This window comes from Gemmatimonas sp. UBA7669, assembly GCF_002483225.1.
GTDB lineage: Bacteria > Gemmatimonadota > Gemmatimonadetes > Gemmatimonadales > Gemmatimonadaceae > Gemmatimonas.
Window position 1 is genome coordinate 337,820 of the sequence record NZ_DLHL01000011.1, and the last position, 15,839, is coordinate 353,658.

Annotated in this window: 21 protein-coding genes; 5 read left to right on the forward strand and 16 right to left on the reverse strand. The window is 64.3% G+C overall.

All coding sequences use genetic code 11. The features are described 5' to 3' along the window. The first annotated feature begins 32 nt into the window (after positions 1-32). Entirely contained in the window at positions 33-1,763 is a 1,731-nt protein-coding gene (locus tag B2747_RS03825) for a PQQ-binding-like beta-propeller repeat protein (RefSeq protein ID WP_291157044.1), read from the forward strand. A 126-nt stretch (positions 1,764-1,889) separates the two neighbouring features. Further along, complete coding sequence (locus tag B2747_RS03830) at positions 1,890-2,588, forward strand: VIT1/CCC1 transporter family protein (RefSeq protein ID WP_291157046.1); 699 nt, start codon at positions 1,890-1,892, stop codon at positions 2,586-2,588. A gap of 27 nt (positions 2,589-2,615) precedes the next feature. On the opposite strand, the gene B2747_RS03835 is transcribed toward B2747_RS03830, so the two are convergent. The 3 genes from B2747_RS03835 to B2747_RS03845 form a co-directional block, all read right to left on the reverse strand. Next, entirely contained in the window at positions 2,616-2,933 is a 318-nt protein-coding gene (locus B2747_RS03835) for a hypothetical protein (protein WP_291157048.1), read from the reverse strand. Positions 2,934-2,949: 16 nt separating this feature from the next. After that, positions 2,950-3,327, reverse strand: coding sequence for a VOC family protein (locus tag B2747_RS03840; protein ID WP_291157050.1), 378 nt, complete (start codon positions 3,325-3,327; stop codon positions 2,950-2,952). 116 nt (positions 3,328-3,443) lie between these two features. Continuing rightward, positions 3,444-3,983 (reverse strand): GrpB family protein, encoded by a 540-nt coding sequence (locus tag B2747_RS03845; protein ID WP_291157052.1) that lies wholly within the window; start codon positions 3,981-3,983, stop codon positions 3,444-3,446. Positions 3,984-4,226: 243 nt separating this feature from the next. Here B2747_RS03845 and B2747_RS03850 point away from each other — a divergent pair, with 243 nt between their 5' ends. Then, a complete protein-coding gene (locus tag B2747_RS03850) occupies positions 4,227-4,607 on the forward strand; it encodes a VOC family protein (protein WP_291157054.1) in 381 nt (126 codons plus the stop codon). Between the two features lie 81 nt (positions 4,608-4,688). On the opposite strand, the gene B2747_RS03855 is transcribed toward B2747_RS03850, so the two are convergent. The 4 genes from B2747_RS03855 to B2747_RS03870 all read right to left on the reverse strand — a co-directional run bounded on the left by B2747_RS03855 (position 4,689) and on the right by B2747_RS03870 (position 8,059). Then, positions 4,689-5,120, reverse strand: coding sequence for a nuclear transport factor 2 family protein (locus tag B2747_RS03855; RefSeq protein WP_291157056.1), 432 nt, complete (start codon positions 5,118-5,120; stop codon positions 4,689-4,691). 71 nt (positions 5,121-5,191) lie between these two features. After that, positions 5,192-5,638 (reverse strand): GNAT family N-acetyltransferase, encoded by a 447-nt coding sequence (locus tag B2747_RS03860; protein ID WP_291157058.1) that lies wholly within the window; start codon positions 5,636-5,638, stop codon positions 5,192-5,194. Between the two features lie 28 nt (positions 5,639-5,666). Continuing rightward, the gene (locus B2747_RS03865) at positions 5,667-6,347 is read right to left on the reverse strand and encodes a response regulator transcription factor (RefSeq protein ID WP_291157060.1); all 681 of its coding nucleotides are present in this window, start codon (positions 6,345-6,347) and stop codon (positions 5,667-5,669) included. Continuing rightward, positions 6,344-8,059, reverse strand: coding sequence for a sensor histidine kinase (locus B2747_RS03870; protein WP_291157062.1), 1,716 nt, complete (start codon positions 8,057-8,059; stop codon positions 6,344-6,346). Before B2747_RS03870 ends, B2747_RS03865 begins: the two co-directional genes overlap by 4 nt. A gap of 558 nt (positions 8,060-8,617) precedes the next feature. Between B2747_RS03870 and B2747_RS03875 the strand changes: the two genes are divergently transcribed. Then, on the forward strand, positions 8,618-9,439 hold the full coding sequence (locus B2747_RS03875; protein ID WP_291157064.1) for a hypothetical protein: 822 nt from the start codon (positions 8,618-8,620) through the stop codon (positions 9,437-9,439). Positions 9,440-9,449: 10 nt separating this feature from the next. Here the strand turns inward: B2747_RS03875 and B2747_RS03880 are convergent, their stop codons facing one another. Further along, positions 9,450-10,619 (reverse strand): sensor histidine kinase, encoded by a 1,170-nt coding sequence (locus B2747_RS03880; protein ID WP_291157066.1) that lies wholly within the window; start codon positions 10,617-10,619, stop codon positions 9,450-9,452. Positions 10,620-10,824: 205 nt separating this feature from the next. Between B2747_RS03880 and B2747_RS03885 the strand changes: the two genes are divergently transcribed. After that, a complete protein-coding gene (locus B2747_RS03885; protein ID WP_291157067.1) occupies positions 10,825-11,487 on the forward strand; it encodes a DNA-3-methyladenine glycosylase family protein in 663 nt (220 codons plus the stop codon). 85 nt (positions 11,488-11,572) lie between these two features. On the opposite strand, the gene B2747_RS03890 is transcribed toward B2747_RS03885, so the two are convergent. The 8 genes from B2747_RS03890 to B2747_RS03925 form a co-directional block, all read right to left on the reverse strand. Beyond that, the gene (locus B2747_RS03890) at positions 11,573-11,764 is read right to left on the reverse strand and encodes a Clp protease N-terminal domain-containing protein (RefSeq protein ID WP_291157069.1); all 192 of its coding nucleotides are present in this window, start codon (positions 11,762-11,764) and stop codon (positions 11,573-11,575) included. A 51-nt stretch (positions 11,765-11,815) separates the two neighbouring features. After that, the gene (locus tag B2747_RS03895; protein ID WP_291157070.1) at positions 11,816-12,334 is read right to left on the reverse strand and encodes a hypothetical protein; all 519 of its coding nucleotides are present in this window, start codon (positions 12,332-12,334) and stop codon (positions 11,816-11,818) included. Beyond that, entirely contained in the window at positions 12,315-12,746 is a 432-nt protein-coding gene (locus B2747_RS03900; RefSeq protein ID WP_291157071.1) for a GNAT family N-acetyltransferase, read from the reverse strand. Before B2747_RS03900 ends, B2747_RS03895 begins: the two co-directional genes overlap by 20 nt. 68 nt (positions 12,747-12,814) lie before the next feature. Further along, complete coding sequence (locus B2747_RS03905; protein ID WP_291157073.1) at positions 12,815-13,216, reverse strand: VOC family protein; 402 nt, start codon at positions 13,214-13,216, stop codon at positions 12,815-12,817. Between the two features lie 37 nt (positions 13,217-13,253). Beyond that, on the reverse strand, positions 13,254-14,078 hold the full coding sequence (locus B2747_RS03910; RefSeq protein WP_291157074.1) for a trypsin-like serine protease: 825 nt from the start codon (positions 14,076-14,078) through the stop codon (positions 13,254-13,256). 18 nt (positions 14,079-14,096) lie between these two features. Beyond that, positions 14,097-14,771, reverse strand: a complete 675-nt coding sequence (locus tag B2747_RS03915; RefSeq protein WP_291157075.1) for a hypothetical protein — start codon at positions 14,769-14,771, stop codon at positions 14,097-14,099. A 30-nt stretch (positions 14,772-14,801) separates the two neighbouring features. Further along, positions 14,802-15,221, reverse strand: a complete 420-nt coding sequence (locus tag B2747_RS03920; protein WP_291157076.1) for an ankyrin repeat domain-containing protein — start codon at positions 15,219-15,221, stop codon at positions 14,802-14,804. A 56-nt stretch (positions 15,222-15,277) separates the two neighbouring features. After that, positions 15,278-15,838 (reverse strand): dihydrofolate reductase family protein, encoded by a 561-nt coding sequence (locus B2747_RS03925; RefSeq protein ID WP_291157077.1) that lies wholly within the window; start codon positions 15,836-15,838, stop codon positions 15,278-15,280. Position 15,839: the final 1 nt, after the last annotated feature.

A 15,839-nucleotide genomic window follows, 5' to 3' on the forward strand; every position in this document is an offset into this window, starting at 1 on the left:
TGCACGTCCAGTCTTCCCCATGCCCCCGTCTCATGCTGACTCATCGTCTTGCCAGTCTGTGGGTGTGTGCCGCCCTGCACGTCCTGCCCATCTACGTCACCCGCGCGCAATCGACCACCACGCCCGCGACCACCGCCGCCCGCTCCCGACTCGATGCCCCAGCCTGCACGCCCACCAGCACGCCTATTGGCGTGAGGGCCTCGCGGGAGAGCTGGACCACCTGGGGCGGCAACGTGCGCAACACCCGCGCTGGCACCCCGGCTACGCGGGCCGCGTCCGATTCGCTCGTGTTGCGCTGGGCGCTTTGGCTGGGTGAGGTGGGCAACGCACGCTCACAAGCCACCGTGATGAACGGCCGCGTCTACGTAACCAGTGAGGGCGGCAGCGTATGGGCCCTCGACGCCGAGCGTGGCTGTCAGTGGTGGCGAACGGCCGTGGGCGCGCCGGTGCGAACCAGCGCGGTACTGCTCAGCGACAGCAGTGGCGCAGCGCAATTGCTCTTTGTGGGTGATGCCATGGGACGGGTACTGGCGCTGCGGGCCAGTACCGGCGCCATCGTGTGGACGGCGCGTGTCGATGCGCATCCCATGGCGATCGTTACTGGTACGCCACAGTTGCACCGCGGCGTGCTGTACGTGGGCGTATCATCGTATGAGTCGGCCATGCCGCTGCAACCCAAGTATGCCTGCTGCACCTTCCGTGGTAGCGTGGTGGCCCTCGATGCGCGCACGGGCGCGCAGAAGTGGAAGACCTATACCATTGATGAAACGCCATCTGCAAACGGCAAGAGCAAGTCGGGGGCCGATGTCATAGGTCCCTCGGGCGCTGCGGTCTGGTCCACACCCACCGTCGACGAGCAACGTGGGCGGTTGTATTTCGGCACGGGCAACAACTACTCTGCCCCACAGAGCGCACGCAGCGATGCGGTGATGGCGCTGGATCTTGCCACCGGTACCGTGGTGTGGAGCCGGCAGTTCACGGCACGCGACGGCTACAACGTGAGTTGCGATGTGCCCGGCAAGTACAACTGCCCGGAGGCCGATGGTCCCGATGCCGACATCGGGCAGCCGCCCATACTGGTGGACTTGCCGGGCGGCGGACGCAGCCTGCTCGTTGGCGCCAAGAGCGGCATGCTGCGCGCCCTCGATCCCGACCGTGAGGGAGCCACACGCTGGGAGTATCAGGTAGGCCCGGGTGGCAAGCTCGGTGGACTGCACTGGGGCTCGGCCACCGACGGGCGATTGGTGTTTGCTGCCTACGGCGGCCAGCTCATCTCGGCTGTGGCCGACTCCACCGCGCCCGGCGGCATGCGCCTCGTGGCCGACGCATCCGCCGGTGGTGGTCTCGTGGCGTTGGACGTTCGCACAGGTGCCCTCCAATGGCGCGCTCCCGCTCCCGTGTGCGACAAGCGTCCGGGCTGCAGCCCGGCACAAAGCGCGGCCGTGACCGTGGCCCATGGTATGGTCTGGTCGGGCGCGCTCGACGGACATTTGCGTGGATACGACGCGCGCAGTGGACGCATCGTGTGGGATCAGGACATGGTGCGCGACTACCCGACGGTCAACGGCAGCGGTGGACGCGGCGGGTCGCTTGACGTCGGCGGACCGGTCATCGTGGGCAACAGTCTCTATGTCGGCGCGGGATATGGACTCTATGGCGCCATGCCCGGCAACGTGTTTCTGGCATTCACGCGCGTGGCGCGCGGTGGCGGCAGCGGCAACACGCGCAGCGGTAACGCGCGCAACGCGGGGACGACGCGATAACGCCCATCGACATCAGAAAGCCAAACGGAGAACCGGCCGGCGGACACCGGGCATACGCGTCGTGTGCCAACTGGCCACACGGCTCAATGCGTGCTAGCGTCTCCCACATCTTCCAAGGGAGTCGTCATGCCACGCACCGTGCATCCCGAACGACACTTCACACATCGCGTCGGCTGGCTCCGGGCCTCGGTACTCGGCGCCAACGACGGCATTGTCTCCACCGCAGCACTGGTTGTGGGCGTTGCCGCCGCCGGTACGGAGCGCCACGGCCTCCTCGTCACGGGGCTCGCGGGTCTCGTGGCGGGGGCCATGTCGATGGCCGCCGGTGAGTACATCTCCGTGAGTTCACAGGCCGACACCGAGCAGGCCGATCTCAAACGCGAGCGGCAAGAGTTGATCGACGATCCCGCGCATGAGTTGGACGAATTGACAGCCATCTACCGGGCGCGTGGTCTCGACGACACGCTCGCGCGTCAGGTGGCCGAGCAACTCACGGCATACAATGCACTGGAAGCCCACGCGCGGGACGAACTCGGGATCACCGAGGCACTGTCGGCGCGGCCCGTGCAGGCAGCGCTGGCTTCTGCCGCCACCTTTGCGGTGGGGGCCGCTCTCCCGCTGTCGTTGGCGCTGATGGTTCCGGCAAAGGCTGTTGTCACGGTCGTATCGGCGGGATCGCTGGTGGCGCTGGCGGGCCTGGGTGCGTTGGCCGCTGGCGCAGGGGGCGCAGGTCGCTGGCGCGGTGCAACGCGCGTGGTGCTGTGGAGTGCCATGGCGCTGCTGCTCACTGCCGGCGTAGGGCGCCTGGTGGGCGAGCCGGTGTAAGCCGGCCCTGCAAGCGACCTCGCACGTTCAACGCCAGGGCGCGGCCGCCACGACCTTCTGGGTTTCGCCACAACGCCGCTTGAGGTGACGGCCGCTGGGATCGGGAAACGACAACAGCGCCGCCGCAATCGTATCCGTCCGCGAGCGTGCGTTCTTGAACGCCGCATCACAGGCATCGGCGCTCGACACCGCATGCATAGGTGCCATGGCCAGCCAGGCGATGAACACGCCGAGGCCAAGAAGAATCACCGCACCGCCACTGTAGCGCAGGGGAGATGGTGTCAGCGCGGCGTCCCTCGATGATTCGTCAGGCGCTGCGTTCTGCTGCTGTTCATGCTCAAACATGACGCTCTACCTCCAGTTATCGCGGGACGTCCGTGATCGACAGCAGATTGCCATCCGGATCCTTGAACCACGCCACACGTGCGCCGCCGGGCGCCTGCCAGAGATCGTTGGCATCCTGCTGCAGAAACGGATAGCGCTCGAACACCACACCGCGCGCACGCAGCGCCGCTGCGACCTCTACCGCATTCCCCACCTGCCAGCCGAGCGCGGTGAAGGGATGCGGAGTCAGTTCACGCACCTTCTGCAATCGCAGTGGAACGCCGTCCATATCAAACACCACCGAAAACTCATCATCCGACAAGACCGGCAGGCCCAGCGTGTCGGCGTAGAATGCCCGCGCGCGATCCGGCATGGCGGTGGCGAGAAAGGCAACTGGCGCGCTGCTGCTGAGCATGAAGCGACCCTCGAGGCTATGGCGTGCGCATCGGCAACCGGCAATCGGATTGACCGTCAAGCACATAGCATGCGGCCAAAACGAGCAGTCGGCAAGAAACCCGCGCGCCAACCGCCCTATGAATTCAGCGCGCGAACGGCGGTGAGCTCTTCGTCCGTGAGCCCGACACGACGCAGTGCTGAGAGAATGAAATCCGTCTTCCCGGCCACATAGCGCGTCATGTCGTCCGCATGCTGACGGGCAAGCTGCTGCTTGAGCTCGCCGTATGCCCGGGCCAGGACAGGGTCGGCGCGAAGCAGGTTGCGCAGCCCCAACTGGTTCCGGCAGCTCAGACTGTCCCGATGACTGGCATACAGGTGATGACGCGGCAGACCGTCTGGCGCATGGAAGGCTTCACGGTCCGGAATGCCCAGATCGCCACGATGCCGATATCCAATCGCGGCCAGCGCCGAAATAATGGACGGAATGTCGTCGCGTGAGGACACGACGAGACAGGCATCGATGACCGGTTTGGCTGCCAGTCCAGGCACGGCGGTGCTACCCACATGCTCGAGGCTCAGCGCCAGATGGTGAACAGCGGGCCAGATCAACGAGTGAATCTGCGCGAACTGCTGTGGCCAGTCGGAATCGTACGCGCGAACCTCAACCCGGGTCATGCCGGTCTCCGCTGAATGTCGTGCCGTCGAGTCAATCCGGCGCGTATCTCTCAATCTGCGCTTGCGCCAGGGTGTTGTATGATATTCCCCACCATGCGCCAACCGAAGACCTCCGGTCGATACACGCCCGCCAGGTATCGAGGCCGCTTCTCGGCACCGGACGATGTCTGATTTCTACAATACAGGTCGCGCCGGTCTGTCTAGCATGTCCACTCGCTTCCCTTTCACGATGAGGAGATGGACATGCAGCAACCCAACGCCGTGGGCTGGTTCGACATCTACGTTGACGATATGGAGCGCGCCGTCGCGTTCTACGAGGCAGTGTTCGCGCAGACTCTCGAAGCCATGGGCGATCCAACCGGCGAAACCATCATGCGCAGTTTCTCCGGCAACATGAGCACCTACGGTGCCGCCGGGGCGCTGGTCAAGTCCGCGCATGCGCGACCCGGAGCAGGCGGCACGATGGTGTACTTCAGCGTGGATGACTGCGCCGTCATCGAGCCGAGGGTGACTGCCGCCAAGGGGACCGTGCTGCGGCCCAAGTTCTCCATTGGCCCCTTTGGCTGGGTGTCGATCTGCGTGGATACCGAAGGGAACCTGTTCGGCCTCAACTCCATGAAGTGAACTTGGCCCCCCGCCCGTCGGCGTCCGGTGCGCCGACGCGCGGGGCGCCGACGCGCGGCAATGGAGCAGTTGCGGGACGAATCAGCCGGGAATGGCGCTCACATGCCCTGCAACGACACGCCAGACGCCATCGACCTCGCGTGCCCACATGCGGGTGTAGCGTACCGGGCCTTGCATCACGAGCGCACCATTGGCCTCCACCGTAAGGCGCGCGCGCAATGCCACCACCGCAACGTCGGCGCCCACACGGCGAATGCGAAGTTCCTCCGGTTCATGCGCCCGGATGCGAACCGCACCTGAACGATGCATGGCCAGGTCGTCGGCTTTTGAGGCCAACTGACCATCTGGACCGGTGAACAGCAGATTCTCGGCGATGAGTGTGTCGAGCGCGGACACATCGGCCGAGACCTGCGCGGCACGCAGTCGAGCCTCGAGCGTCACGATGTCGGGATCGGCTGGGCCAATCAGCACCGACTGCAGGAGGTTCAGATCTGATACACTGAGTTCGGTCATGAGAGGAATCGAAGGTCGTGAGGTGCCGCCGTGAAGCACGATGCGGCCCAGGAATGGCCGACACGATACATCTAGTCCGCACCGAATGTGAAGATCGTCACCGGCGCCGCCTCGCCGCCCAGGGCCTCGTAGAACGCCAGGGCGTGATCATCTTCGTTGTCCGCCGGCACGAAGGTCACGTCAATGCCCTCGGCCGATCCCAGCACCCGCAGCGTTTCGACCAGCGCGCGGCCGATCCCGCGGCGCTGATAGTCTGCATGTACCGCCAAGTCGTAGATGAACAGCTCGCGACTCTCACGTCGCGTCATCGGGAGCACGTGCGCGGTGAGTCCGCCTACAGGCTGCTCGCCCAGGAATGCGCCCAGCAGCCAGAAGTCGGCACGCTCCAGCAGCGTGCCGACATAGGCGTCGGACAGCAGCGACGAGGGTTCCTCAAAGACGGCATGCATGAGCTGGAGCGTCGCCTGCGCCTGCGGGACGTCCTTGCGGGTGAGTCGCCTGATGTCTGTGGAGGTCATGCGCACAATCTGTCGAAGTGAAACGCCGCTAGACTTCGAACCGATACCCCACCTTGCGCACCGTGATGATATGCACGGGTTTGGCCGGCACCGGCTCAAGCTTCGCCCGCAGCTCGGAAATGTGAATGTCCACCGTGCGGGTACTGACGTCCTGTTGATACCCCCACACGGCGCGCAACAGATCCCCGCGGGTCACCACGCTACCTGCCCGATCCATCAGGGCCACCAGCAGCTCGTACTCCTTGGGGGTCAGTGCCACGGGAGTACCGGCGCGCGCGACGCTGCGCGCCGGCCGATTGACCACGATATCGCCAAAACGGGCGGACGGCGAGGCAGCCACGGAATGGCGTGCACGACGCAGCAGTGCCTCGACGCGGGCCAGCAACTCCATGGCCCCGAATGGTTTGGTTACATAATCGTCGGCGCCGAGGCGCAGTCCGCGAACTTTGTCCGCTTCCTCGCCGCGCGCGGTCAGCACGAGAATGGGCGCCTCAATGCCTTCGCCCCGCAGTTCGCGAATCACGCGATACCCATCAAAGCCGGGCAGCATGAGATCGAGGATGATGAGATCCGCGTCCCGTTGTCGCGCACGGTCTACGCCGTCGGGGCCGGTACCGGCCACGGCCACATCGAATCCTTCACTCTGCAGCGCGGTGGTCACGGCAAAGGCGAGATCCGCGTTGTCCTCTATGACCAGGATGCGGGTCACGTCGTGCGTGTCTCCATCATGCTGAGGGGCAGTGACACGACAAAGCGTGCACCCGCCGCCACGCCAGTATCGGATTCGTTGACGGATTGCACCTGCACATCGCCTCCGTGTGCCCGCACCAAACGACGCACCACAGCAAGCCCGATGCCGGTGCCACCGACGGCACCACCCATGTCACGCGACAGGCGATAGTACGGAGCGAATATGGCCTCCCGTTCGCTTGCCGGCACTCCGGGCCCCTCGTCGGTCACTTCGAGCGTCCAGCGGGCCCCCGCGCGGGCAGTCGCGACGGTGACGGTCTGCCCGGTTGGCCCGTAGCGCACGGCGTTGTCCAGCAAGTTGAGTAGCACCTGACGTAGCGCTCCACGGTCTACGTCGGCGGTGAGTGCTGGTGCAAGTTGCAGCAGCAGTCGCACGCCCCGTGCCGTGGCCAGTGGTTCAAATCCGGATACGATCTCCTCAACGTCTACGCTGATGTCGGTCGCCGTTGGCGAAAGCGAAGCGCGTTGCGAGCTGGTGAAGCTGAGTATGCTCTCCACCAGAAACGTCAGACGGCGCGCCTCCTGATCGATGATGCGCAATGAACGGTCACGCCGCTCCTCGGTGGGCACCTTGCCCAGTCGCAGCAGTTCAGCCAGCAGACGGATCTGAGACAATGGCGTGCGCAGCTCGTGAGAAACGCCCGAAACAAACTCGTCGCGCAGCCGTCCCAACTCCTCCTGTCGACGATACTGGTAGAACAGCAACCCGAGCAGCATGACCGCGAGAACTGCCGTGGCCAGAATCTCCGGGAGCCGCGAACGTGGCAGCCCACCAATGATGAGCTGACCGGCCGCTGTCGGCACGATGGCAACCTCAAACTGCAGTCCGCCCTGTCGCGGCTCGAGAGAGTCGCTGGCCGCGTAGCGTGTGTCGGTAGCCACGCGATTGCGATAGACCAGTGCACGTGCAGGGGTACGCACCGTGATGGTCAGGATGGAATCGATGTGCAACCCACGCGTGAGGGTGCTGGGCAGCACCGGCTGCGACGACAGCACCAGTTGCACCGCACGTGACACCGGCGTCTCGGCCGGCACGGCGAAACCGTAGGCAAGCAGTGGTATCCCGCTCGTGTCGACGGACACGGCATGCGTGAACAGATAGGGGCGCGCGTCGATCGCTCCGAAGATCGTGACCAGATACTGCGAAGTCAGCGGCACGCCGATCGGTCGCGTGCCAGACGGATTGGCAAAGGCCGGTTCCACACGACTCGGCCCCTGCACCTGCGCCAGTACGGTATCGCGGATCCGGCGCAAAGCATCCGACGTTGCAAGCGCGGAAGCACTGGCCTCAATGCGGCGGTCGGCAAACGTGACCTGATAGAAGAAGCTGATGCCGTCGAGGCAGCGGCAGATGGTGCCCTGCTCTTTCACCAGTTGCGCGAGGCGCTCTGCACCAAGCACCGGCGTTGGGCCACGGGCGTTGATCCAACGCACCACCGGGTCGAGCGCCTGCCGGTGCTGGCCCATCATGCGCGCCATAGTGGCGCTCTTGAGTTGAAACGCCGCAAAGCCCGCGTACTCCTGGAGAGTGCGCTCCGTCAATTCGTGCTGAGCCCGCGATGCCTCGACCGCGCGATAGGCCAGCAACGCCGTCAACCCCACGGCAAAGCACACCAGTCCAATCATGATGGACGGGGTCAGAGCGGGAGGACGCGGCGAGCGGTGCTTCACGCCCGGAATCTACGCAGCAACCAACGCAGCGGGTCGTCACGTGCCGATGGCAACGCAGTGCGAACACAACTCTTACAATCCGCCAACACCGGGAGGGCCGGCGGCCACGTCATACTGTCGAAGGTGCGCTACCTGGCAACGGACCAGTATCTGGTGCGCCCCCACCTCCATGGAGTGCGCACATGCTCTCACGTCGTGAGTGGCTCGGTCTGTCCCTTGGCGCCGGCGGGAAGCTGCCATCGCTCGGTACGTCTTCCGTGGCAGCACTCACGTCTTTCTTTGAGGGGCAGCGCCACTTTCGTGGCGGACGCGTCAACCCGGCACCATTGGCCTTCACAACGGCTGTGCAGGCAGACAGCAGCTTCGCGGCGACTCCCAGCGACTCCCAGCGACTCCCAGCGACTCGCAGTGGCGCGGGCGCTCGCCCTACGTGCCCGACGGGGCCGCTGACATGTGCAGTGGGACCGGACAACCTGCTGTTCGAATTTCTTAGCGGGCCCTTTACGCCCCAACAGACGATAATGATGGGCACGTCAACGAACTCAGCCGTCCGCCCCTATGTCGCTCGTCACCGGCCCTTTTCTCAGCGCTCTCATCCTCACTGGGGTGTTTGCGCTCATGTGGAGCAACTACCGGGAGCGTTGGCTTGGCTACTGGGCCATTGCGTCGGCCATTTGGGCGGCGCGGTACCTGATCGCGCTGGTTTTGGACAACTACCAGTATGACGTCGCCGCGCACGTGGTGCCGCTCATGGCCATCGCGCGTGGCTACTTTCTGTTGCAGGGTGGCTACGCGCTACTGGAACGCCCCATGCCACGCTGGTGGTTGGCGACGTTTGCCGCGGACTTTCTGGTGCTGCTGTGGGAGGTGCTTGCCGGTGACGTCATCATTGCCGGCGCTGTCGGTGTACCGCACTATCTCCTGTTTTCGACGGCCACGATTGTCACGGCCGCCAAGATCACCCTGACCAGACGGCAGTGGGGTCGGTCGGCAGTATTCGTCGGCGCATTCCTGACGCTGATCGGCATTGCCAATCTGACCTTCCCGTGGCTGTCGTCGGAGCCCGGGTGGGCGCCTTTCATGTTCATGCTGGCGCATGGCGCACAGCTTGGCGTGGGATTCAGCGCCCTGCTGCTCTTTCATCGCCGCGCGACCATGGAGCGCGACGAGGCGCGACATCGATTGGAGATCGCGTTGTCACAGGCGCTCAGTGGCTACCTGCCCATTTGCGCGCACTGCAAGGCCATTCGTGACCAGCACGATGTCTGGCAGCCCTTGGAGCGCTACTTCTCCGATCGTCACGTCGTGGCCTTCAGCCACGGCGTGTGCCCGGAGTGCGAAGTCATTCACTACGCCGAATTGTTGGAAGAAGCCCGGTAGTTGAACCCGATCACGCGACCTTCGGCAACAGCAGCGTGAAGGTCGTGCCCCGCCCCACAGCGGTGTCCACATGCACACCGCCACCCGACTTGACCATGGCGTCGTAGAGCATGGAAAGGCCGAGTCCCGTTCCCTTGCCCGGTTCCTTGGTCGTAAAGAACGGATCGAAGCACTTCTCGAGCGTTTCCGTGCTCATGCCCGTACCCTCGTCCATCACCGCCACGGTCATGTACGTGCCAGGCCCGACCGGTGGAAATGTCGGTAGCGTCTCCTCATGGACCACGCGCACACCCGTTTCGACGGTTACCGTCCCACTGGTTCGACCTGCGCTGGTCGTGGCATCGCGAGCATTGATGATCAGGTTCAGAATGGCCTGTTGCATCAGGTTCACATCGACTTCCACCAGCCCGTCGGCGACTCCCGTCCGCAGATCGAGCTGAATATTGGCTGGCAACACCCGCTCCAGCAGACGTCGCTCAGCGACCAGCAACTGATCGAGTGTGGTACGCGAGGTCTGCGACGGGGCTCTGCGACCGAAGGCCAGCAGTCGACGAGTGAGCTCGGCGGCTTGCTGTGTGGCCTGTTCGATTTCATCGAGGTAAGTCGTATCGGTTCTGCCATCCTTGGGTTCGTCACGTGCCAGTTCGAGATTACCCTGGATGACCGTCAGCAGATTGTTGAAATCGTGCGCCACACCGCTGGCCAGGCGCCCCAGCACTTCCATCTTCTGCACTTGTTGCAGGTGCGACTCCAAGCGCTCCCGTTCCCGTAAACTGGCCGCCAGGGCGTCGTTGACACGCTGCAGATCAGCGGCCTGCGCCACCAGAAGCTCGTTGGACTCGGCGAGCGCATCGGCCCGCGCCTGCTCACGCTCGCGTTGACGCGACAGCGCGGCATCACGAACCAGCGCTTCGACACGCGGCAACAAGGGGGGAAGAATGATGGCCGTGAGCAGCGACACCGCCGCGGTGGCGACCATGGTGGTGGTCTCCACGGCACCGCGGTTGTCGCCCAGCGGGAGCACCCCCATGACGTGGGTTGCACCACAGAGCACAATGAACGCGCCAAAAAGAACAAAGACCACCTGAAACGGCAGCTGATCCCGCAGACGCACCACCAGCACGAGGATCGTGGCGGCGATTGCGAAGTACGAGATTGCCGTGATGATATCGGCGGCCATGAACAATTGATGCGCTGCGGGCGACAGACCCGCCGGAACCCCGTGTGCGCCGTATTGCACAACACCCGAGGAGATAGACCAGACAGCGACGGTAAGAGCCGGAACAGTCATCGGGTCAGTTTGTCGGGAGAAGGAAAGCCACGTCAGCCGGCTATACGCACCTTGGTGTACACTTTCCTGCAGAACATACCCCGATTTGCACTCAGTGGACACCACAGACAGACTCGACCATTCTCGGCTTACGGCAGACACGCTGCGCGAGGGCACCGCGACTCTCGTTCGCGTGGAGCCGGGCTTTGCGCGTCTGGTCCAGGCCCATGGTCCGCCGCCACTCTGGGTGCGCGCGCCCGGGTTTCCGACCCTCGTACGGCTGATCCTCGAGCAGCAGGTGTCGCTGGTATCGGCCCGGGCGGTCTACCGGCGGCTGTGTGAGGCCGGCGGTGTACGGGGTGGGCGGCTCTCCGCCCGCCATGTCGCGGCGCTGGGTGAAGACGGATTGCGCCGGGTGGGATTCACTCGGCAGAAGGCCTCATATGTCCATGGCCTCGCGCAGGACATGATGGCCGGACGACTACGCCTTGGTACAATCGATCGACTGCCTGGCACCGAGGCGCGCGCGGCGCTGCTGGCCATTCGAGGCGTCGGCCCGTGGACGGCCGACGTGTATCGTCTGGTGGCGCTGCGCGAACTCGATGTCTGGCCGCATGGTGATGTGGCGCTGGCTGACGCGGCCCACCGTCTGTTGGACTGGCCGTCGCGCCCGGCGCAGGAGGCGCTCACCGCGCATGCAGCACAGTGGGCACCCTGGCGATCGGTGGCGGCGCGGCTGCTGTGGCATGGGTATCTGTCGCAACGCGCCTCGCGCTGAAGACCTCGCGCTGAGCGGCTCGCGCTGAGCGGCTCGCGCTGAATGCCTTGGTCGGTGACACACCACCATACCACCGGGATTCGGATCAGACCGCATGCTGCTTCGACTGCTGATACACGTGCAGCAGGTCCTTGCGCAGCAGCGCGTATGACACACCGTGTCTGGCCAGAACCTGCGATACGGCCGAGTCCGAATCGCGGAGAAGTGCGAGCAGCAGGTGCTCCGTGCTGTACTGCTCCGTCCCCATGGCGTCAGCCTCCGGCCATCGCCAGGTCATGGGCCAAGGCGAATGCGCGATGGGCGCGTGTCGTGAGGTAGGGTCGGTTCATCACGTTGGCTCCTCGTGCCGTGGTCGTGTGCGTGGCAGTACCGACTTGACCGGCAGACGCGCCTGAAACTGCCGCATCTCCTCCCGCAGCCGTTCCTTCTCGTCATGCAGGCCAAGGCTGTCCAGACTGATGTAGTACTCCGAATAGGCATCCATGGCCTCAGCGGACGCACGCGCGGCTTCGCGCATGCTGCCGATGTGACCCTCTTCAGCTTTGGGCCACCATTGATAGAACGCTTTCACCCGGCGTGAAATGAGGCCACCGAAGAACTGATGGATCCGATCCCGATCCTTTCGTTCACGCAAATGGTAACCAAGGACGACAATGTCCTCGCCCCCACCACTGTGTCCGTGATTCGCATGAATGGTCCGGATGAGCTCATCAAAGCGCTCCGCGTCGATCCACGCCTGAAATAGCTCCCCCTCAAGCTGCCTCGCTTCCTCCGCCGTGAGATCGCGCCCCAATGCACGGGCGCGCTGCGACCAGAGGCGTTCGTACTCAACAGAAAAGGAAGGCATAGGCAAAGGAGGGTCGTTGGGTGTCGGGCATATTCAGGGTACCACAGGCCGTGCCACCCTGTCGTCTTCGGCGCGAGGGGACCAACGGTTCGATCAGCCCTGCAAGCTGTGGCTCAAATTCTCCAGCCACGCTGACCGGAAGCAGACCGGCACATCCGACCACGGTTCCATCTGGGAAGGGAGACGGTGATGCCTCGTTACGGTTCGCCTCGAGCATCCAGAGACCGAGCGCCTGCGGCGCCAGCGCGCAACATTCTGTGACGGTGGCCATGGCCTCGTTGCGATCGATCACCCGATCGTCCCAGAGAAACCGGCGAACCAGGGGATCCGTCCACAGAGTCCAGAGAGCCTCACCATCCGTTTCGGTTGCCGGTCGAAGCACCAGCCGCGCAGTGACCAGAGTGGGCTGCATTGTAGCGTCAGCAGGAAGGTGGTGATTGGGTGACTCGCAGCGCTGGCGATGCAGGTATTGGGTCTGCGTCAAGGTTGAGTACGGGATATGAACCCGATGACGGTGCCTTCCGGTGCCTGCACGTAGGCAACGGTTTGCCCCCACGGCATGTCGCGGGGCGGGGTCAGGGCTGATGCCCCAGCTTCGAGCGCACGCGAGAAGGCAACGGCGACATCCGGTGCCCAGAAGGCGATCTCCGTACCACGCACTCCATTGCTCCTGACATCGTCATAGCCGTCGGCAAGCATCAGCTCACCCGCAGCATGCGACGCAATGGCAACCGTCTGGTCAGCGCCAAGCATCGCAAACCCAAGGTCGCGATCATAGTAGCTTGGTTCGAGACCCGTCGCCTGCACATAGAAATCCACCGAGCGGGCCACATCGTCCGTGTACACCACGGCACACGCAAACGCGAGCGAAGACGTACTCAAGACACACCTCGTTGGTGAAGGACCGGCCACCTGCACACTACGTTCCTGTCGTGACTCCTGTCATGACGCCCGTTATCCACTCCCGGTAGTGGCTGAGCCGGACATTGCAACTTACTTGTCCATACCGCCCCGGAACCCGCGCGGTGCTCTGCGGATCAGACCACGAGGTCAGCCCGGCCAATACCCAGTCCTGACCCGATTGCAGAAGTACAGGCCCGCCGCTATCGCCACTGCCAGAACCGCCCTCCAAGGGGAGCGCGTCCGGCGGCGCATCGAACACATAGCAGATCCATCGACCATATGCCGAGCTGATCCGGTTGTATGCACGCCGCAGCGTGGTGCGGTGTGGGTCGCTGAACGCATAGCCGGACTCGCCATTGCCGGTTGCTCCCTTGCCGATGATCTGGACGATCTGGCCGTACTCTCCCTCACCCGAGTTGACGGTCACCGCCGCCACATCAGTCACGGGGTCTGACAGCTTGAGCAAGGCGATATCGTCCGACGCGGCAAGTTGTGATCGGAACAGCGTCCAATCCCAGGTGGCGAGCGCCTGATCCAGCAGCGCTTGCACGGGTTTGCGGTAGCCAGGGTGAATCACGAGTCGCTCCACGTTGCGCGCGCGCCCATTGAGCATCACCTGCCGGATCTCCGACTGCCACGTCACCGCGTGCGCTGCAGTTACCACCCACTGTGGCGCGATGAGGACGCCATGGCCCTCACCCGGCATGTCCACCAGCGCCGGGAACACCGAAGCGGGAACGCGATACTTCGCATCGTCTACATCGTGGCGGACGACAATGGCACCACCCGCCGAGGACAGCACCACGAGTGCAAGACCGATCAACACGAGACGTCGACGCATGGAGACGATGCAGAAGAGTTAGGGAGAGTGGCGCACCGCAATGATATAACTGAGTCCATGCACCCCCCCGGCTCCGCCGGAGAACACGAACGGCAAGGTAGCATCCGACCGCGCCCCATCAGCCGAGTACCCGAGCTGCGCACTTGTGGCGCCTGCTGCGTAAAACATGTAGTGGCCCGGGTAGAGTTGGCGCGTCACACGGCCGGTGCGGGGATCGAGCACCACGTCACCCGCCAGCATGTAGGCCACACCGCCACCGCTTGGCCGCCTGAATGTGCCTGCGGCAAATCCGGTGTCGATGGCGCGCGCAATGGTCTCATGCGATGCACCGGACGCCAGCAGTTCACCAACCTTGAGCATGACCGGCAGGTACGTGTCCTCGCCGGCCGCGTCCCAACACGTCGGCTTGAATGCCGACGCGCCATAGAAGAAGGCGTCACGGTTGACCAGACAGCTGAAGCCGTTGCGTCCGCTGCGTACGCGCTCGAAGCCCCGAGCACCAAACACATACACGCTGGCGTCAGCCCGCAGATGCACCGGTGCCGCAGAGAGGGCTAGTTCCTGCTCGGCCTCACGCGGCAGCACCACATTCAGCGCCGCCATGGCTGCCGACACCGGATCGCTGGCCCGCTCCTGCGCCATCGCCGCATGTGGCCCGAGCAGCAGGGCCAGTACACCTATCACGCCACGCATCCGTCATCCTCGATTGATTGGTACAACGACTCACCGTACGGGGCGCCTGCGCAAACTCGACTTTGCCATGCGCTGCGCGTCGCGATAGACAGCCAGACGCCCTCTGCTGTCGGCGAGTTGCGCCGGCGTCTGCGCAAACTCCGAGATCACCGTCTCCTTCGCTCCGGCGGTGAGCAGCTCCGCGATCGTCTCAGCTGGAGCCGACCGCGCAGCGACATGCAACGGCGTTTCCCCCATGTCACCCACGGCGTTGGGATTGGCACCGTGCTGAAGCAGATACCGCACGGCCCATGGGTCGTTCCGCCAGAGATAGACGTGCAGCGCCGTATCGCCATCACTGCCGGTCATGTGCACCGAGTGCGCTGCAGGAGAGTTGCCCGCAGGAAACAGCACGTCTGCCGCAACCTGCAGCAACTCGTCGAGCGTTCGCGAGTCCTTCTGGTGCGCCATCGGTCAGAATCGATTGCTGATGTATGACGAGCCAAGCGGGGTGTCCGTGTGCGTCGTCATGGGGCGGCAGGTCGGTAGTGCATGGCCACCACACCATTCTGCAGCGGCATGGCCGACACCAGAGTGAGGCGGCGCGTGGTCGGCAGGCCCTGCTGGTAGAGCGTGGGACCGTGACCGGCAATACGCGGATGCATCAGGAACCGGTATTCGTCAATCAGTTCCAGCTGGTCGAGCGCCGTAGCCAGCTGGCCACTCCCCACCAGCACACCGGCGGGCGTCGCGTCCTTGAGCGCCTGCACGCCCGCACGCAGATCGCCGGCAATGTGGTGACTGTTGGTCCACGGATAGACCTGGCGCGTGGACGACACCACGTACTTGGGCTTGGACTCCAGCTGCACCGCCCACTCGCGAATTGCTGCCGGCGCCTCCACCTCACCGCGAGCCACGGCCGGCCAGTAGCTCTCCATCATCTCGTAGGTAACGCGCCCCCACAGCATCGCACCGCTCTCATTCATGAGGGCGGTATAGAACGCGTGTGTTTCGCCATCGGCGATGCCTACCCGATGGTCGACGCAACCATCCAGCGTGAGGTTGAGGCAGAAAGTGAGGATGCCCATG

Bases quoted from the DNA above. Each gene is read 5' to 3' on its own strand.
- B2747_RS03920 (WP_291157076.1), bottom strand. From the start codon at position 15,221: ATGGCGCACCAGAAGGACTCGCGAACGCTCGACGAGTTGCTGCAGGTT.
- B2747_RS03850 (WP_291157054.1), top strand. From the start codon at position 4,227: ATGCAGCAACCCAACGCCGTGGGCTGGTTCGACATCTACGTTGACGAT.
- B2747_RS03890 (WP_291157069.1), bottom strand. From the start codon at position 11,764: ATGACCTGGCGATGGCCGGAGGCTGACGCCATGGGGACGGAGCAGTAC.
- B2747_RS03875 (WP_291157064.1), top strand. From the start codon at position 8,618: ATGTCGCTCGTCACCGGCCCTTTTCTCAGCGCTCTCATCCTCACTGGG.
- B2747_RS03840 (WP_291157050.1), bottom strand. From the start codon at position 3,327: ATGCTCAGCAGCAGCGCGCCAGTTGCCTTTCTCGCCACCGCCATGCCG.
- B2747_RS03895 (WP_291157070.1), bottom strand. From the start codon at position 12,334: ATGCCTTCCTTTTCTGTTGAGTACGAACGCCTCTGGTCGCAGCGCGCC.
- B2747_RS03880 (WP_291157066.1), bottom strand. From the start codon at position 10,619: ATGGCCGCCGATATCATCACGGCAATCTCGTACTTCGCAATCGCCGCC.
- B2747_RS03855 (WP_291157056.1), bottom strand. From the start codon at position 5,120: ATGACCGAACTCAGTGTATCAGATCTGAACCTCCTGCAGTCGGTGCTG.
- B2747_RS03845 (WP_291157052.1), bottom strand. From the start codon at position 3,983: ATGACCCGGGTTGAGGTTCGCGCGTACGATTCCGACTGGCCACAGCAG.
- B2747_RS03900 (WP_291157071.1), bottom strand. From the start codon at position 12,746: ATGCAGCCCACTCTGGTCACTGCGCGGCTGGTGCTTCGACCGGCAACC.
- B2747_RS03910 (WP_291157074.1), bottom strand. From the start codon at position 14,078: ATGCGTCGACGTCTCGTGTTGATCGGTCTTGCACTCGTGGTGCTGTCC.
- B2747_RS03915 (WP_291157075.1), bottom strand. From the start codon at position 14,771: ATGCGTGGCGTGATAGGTGTACTGGCCCTGCTGCTCGGGCCACATGCG.
- B2747_RS03825 (WP_291157044.1), top strand. From the start codon at position 33: ATGCTGACTCATCGTCTTGCCAGTCTGTGGGTGTGTGCCGCCCTGCAC.
- B2747_RS03835 (WP_291157048.1), bottom strand. From the start codon at position 2,933: ATGTTTGAGCATGAACAGCAGCAGAACGCAGCGCCTGACGAATCATCG.
- B2747_RS03925 (WP_291157077.1), bottom strand. From the start codon at position 15,838: ATGGGCATCCTCACTTTCTGCCTCAACCTCACGCTGGATGGTTGCGTC.
- B2747_RS03830 (WP_291157046.1), top strand. From the start codon at position 1,890: ATGCCACGCACCGTGCATCCCGAACGACACTTCACACATCGCGTCGGC.
- B2747_RS03860 (WP_291157058.1), bottom strand. From the start codon at position 5,638: ATGACCTCCACAGACATCAGGCGACTCACCCGCAAGGACGTCCCGCAG.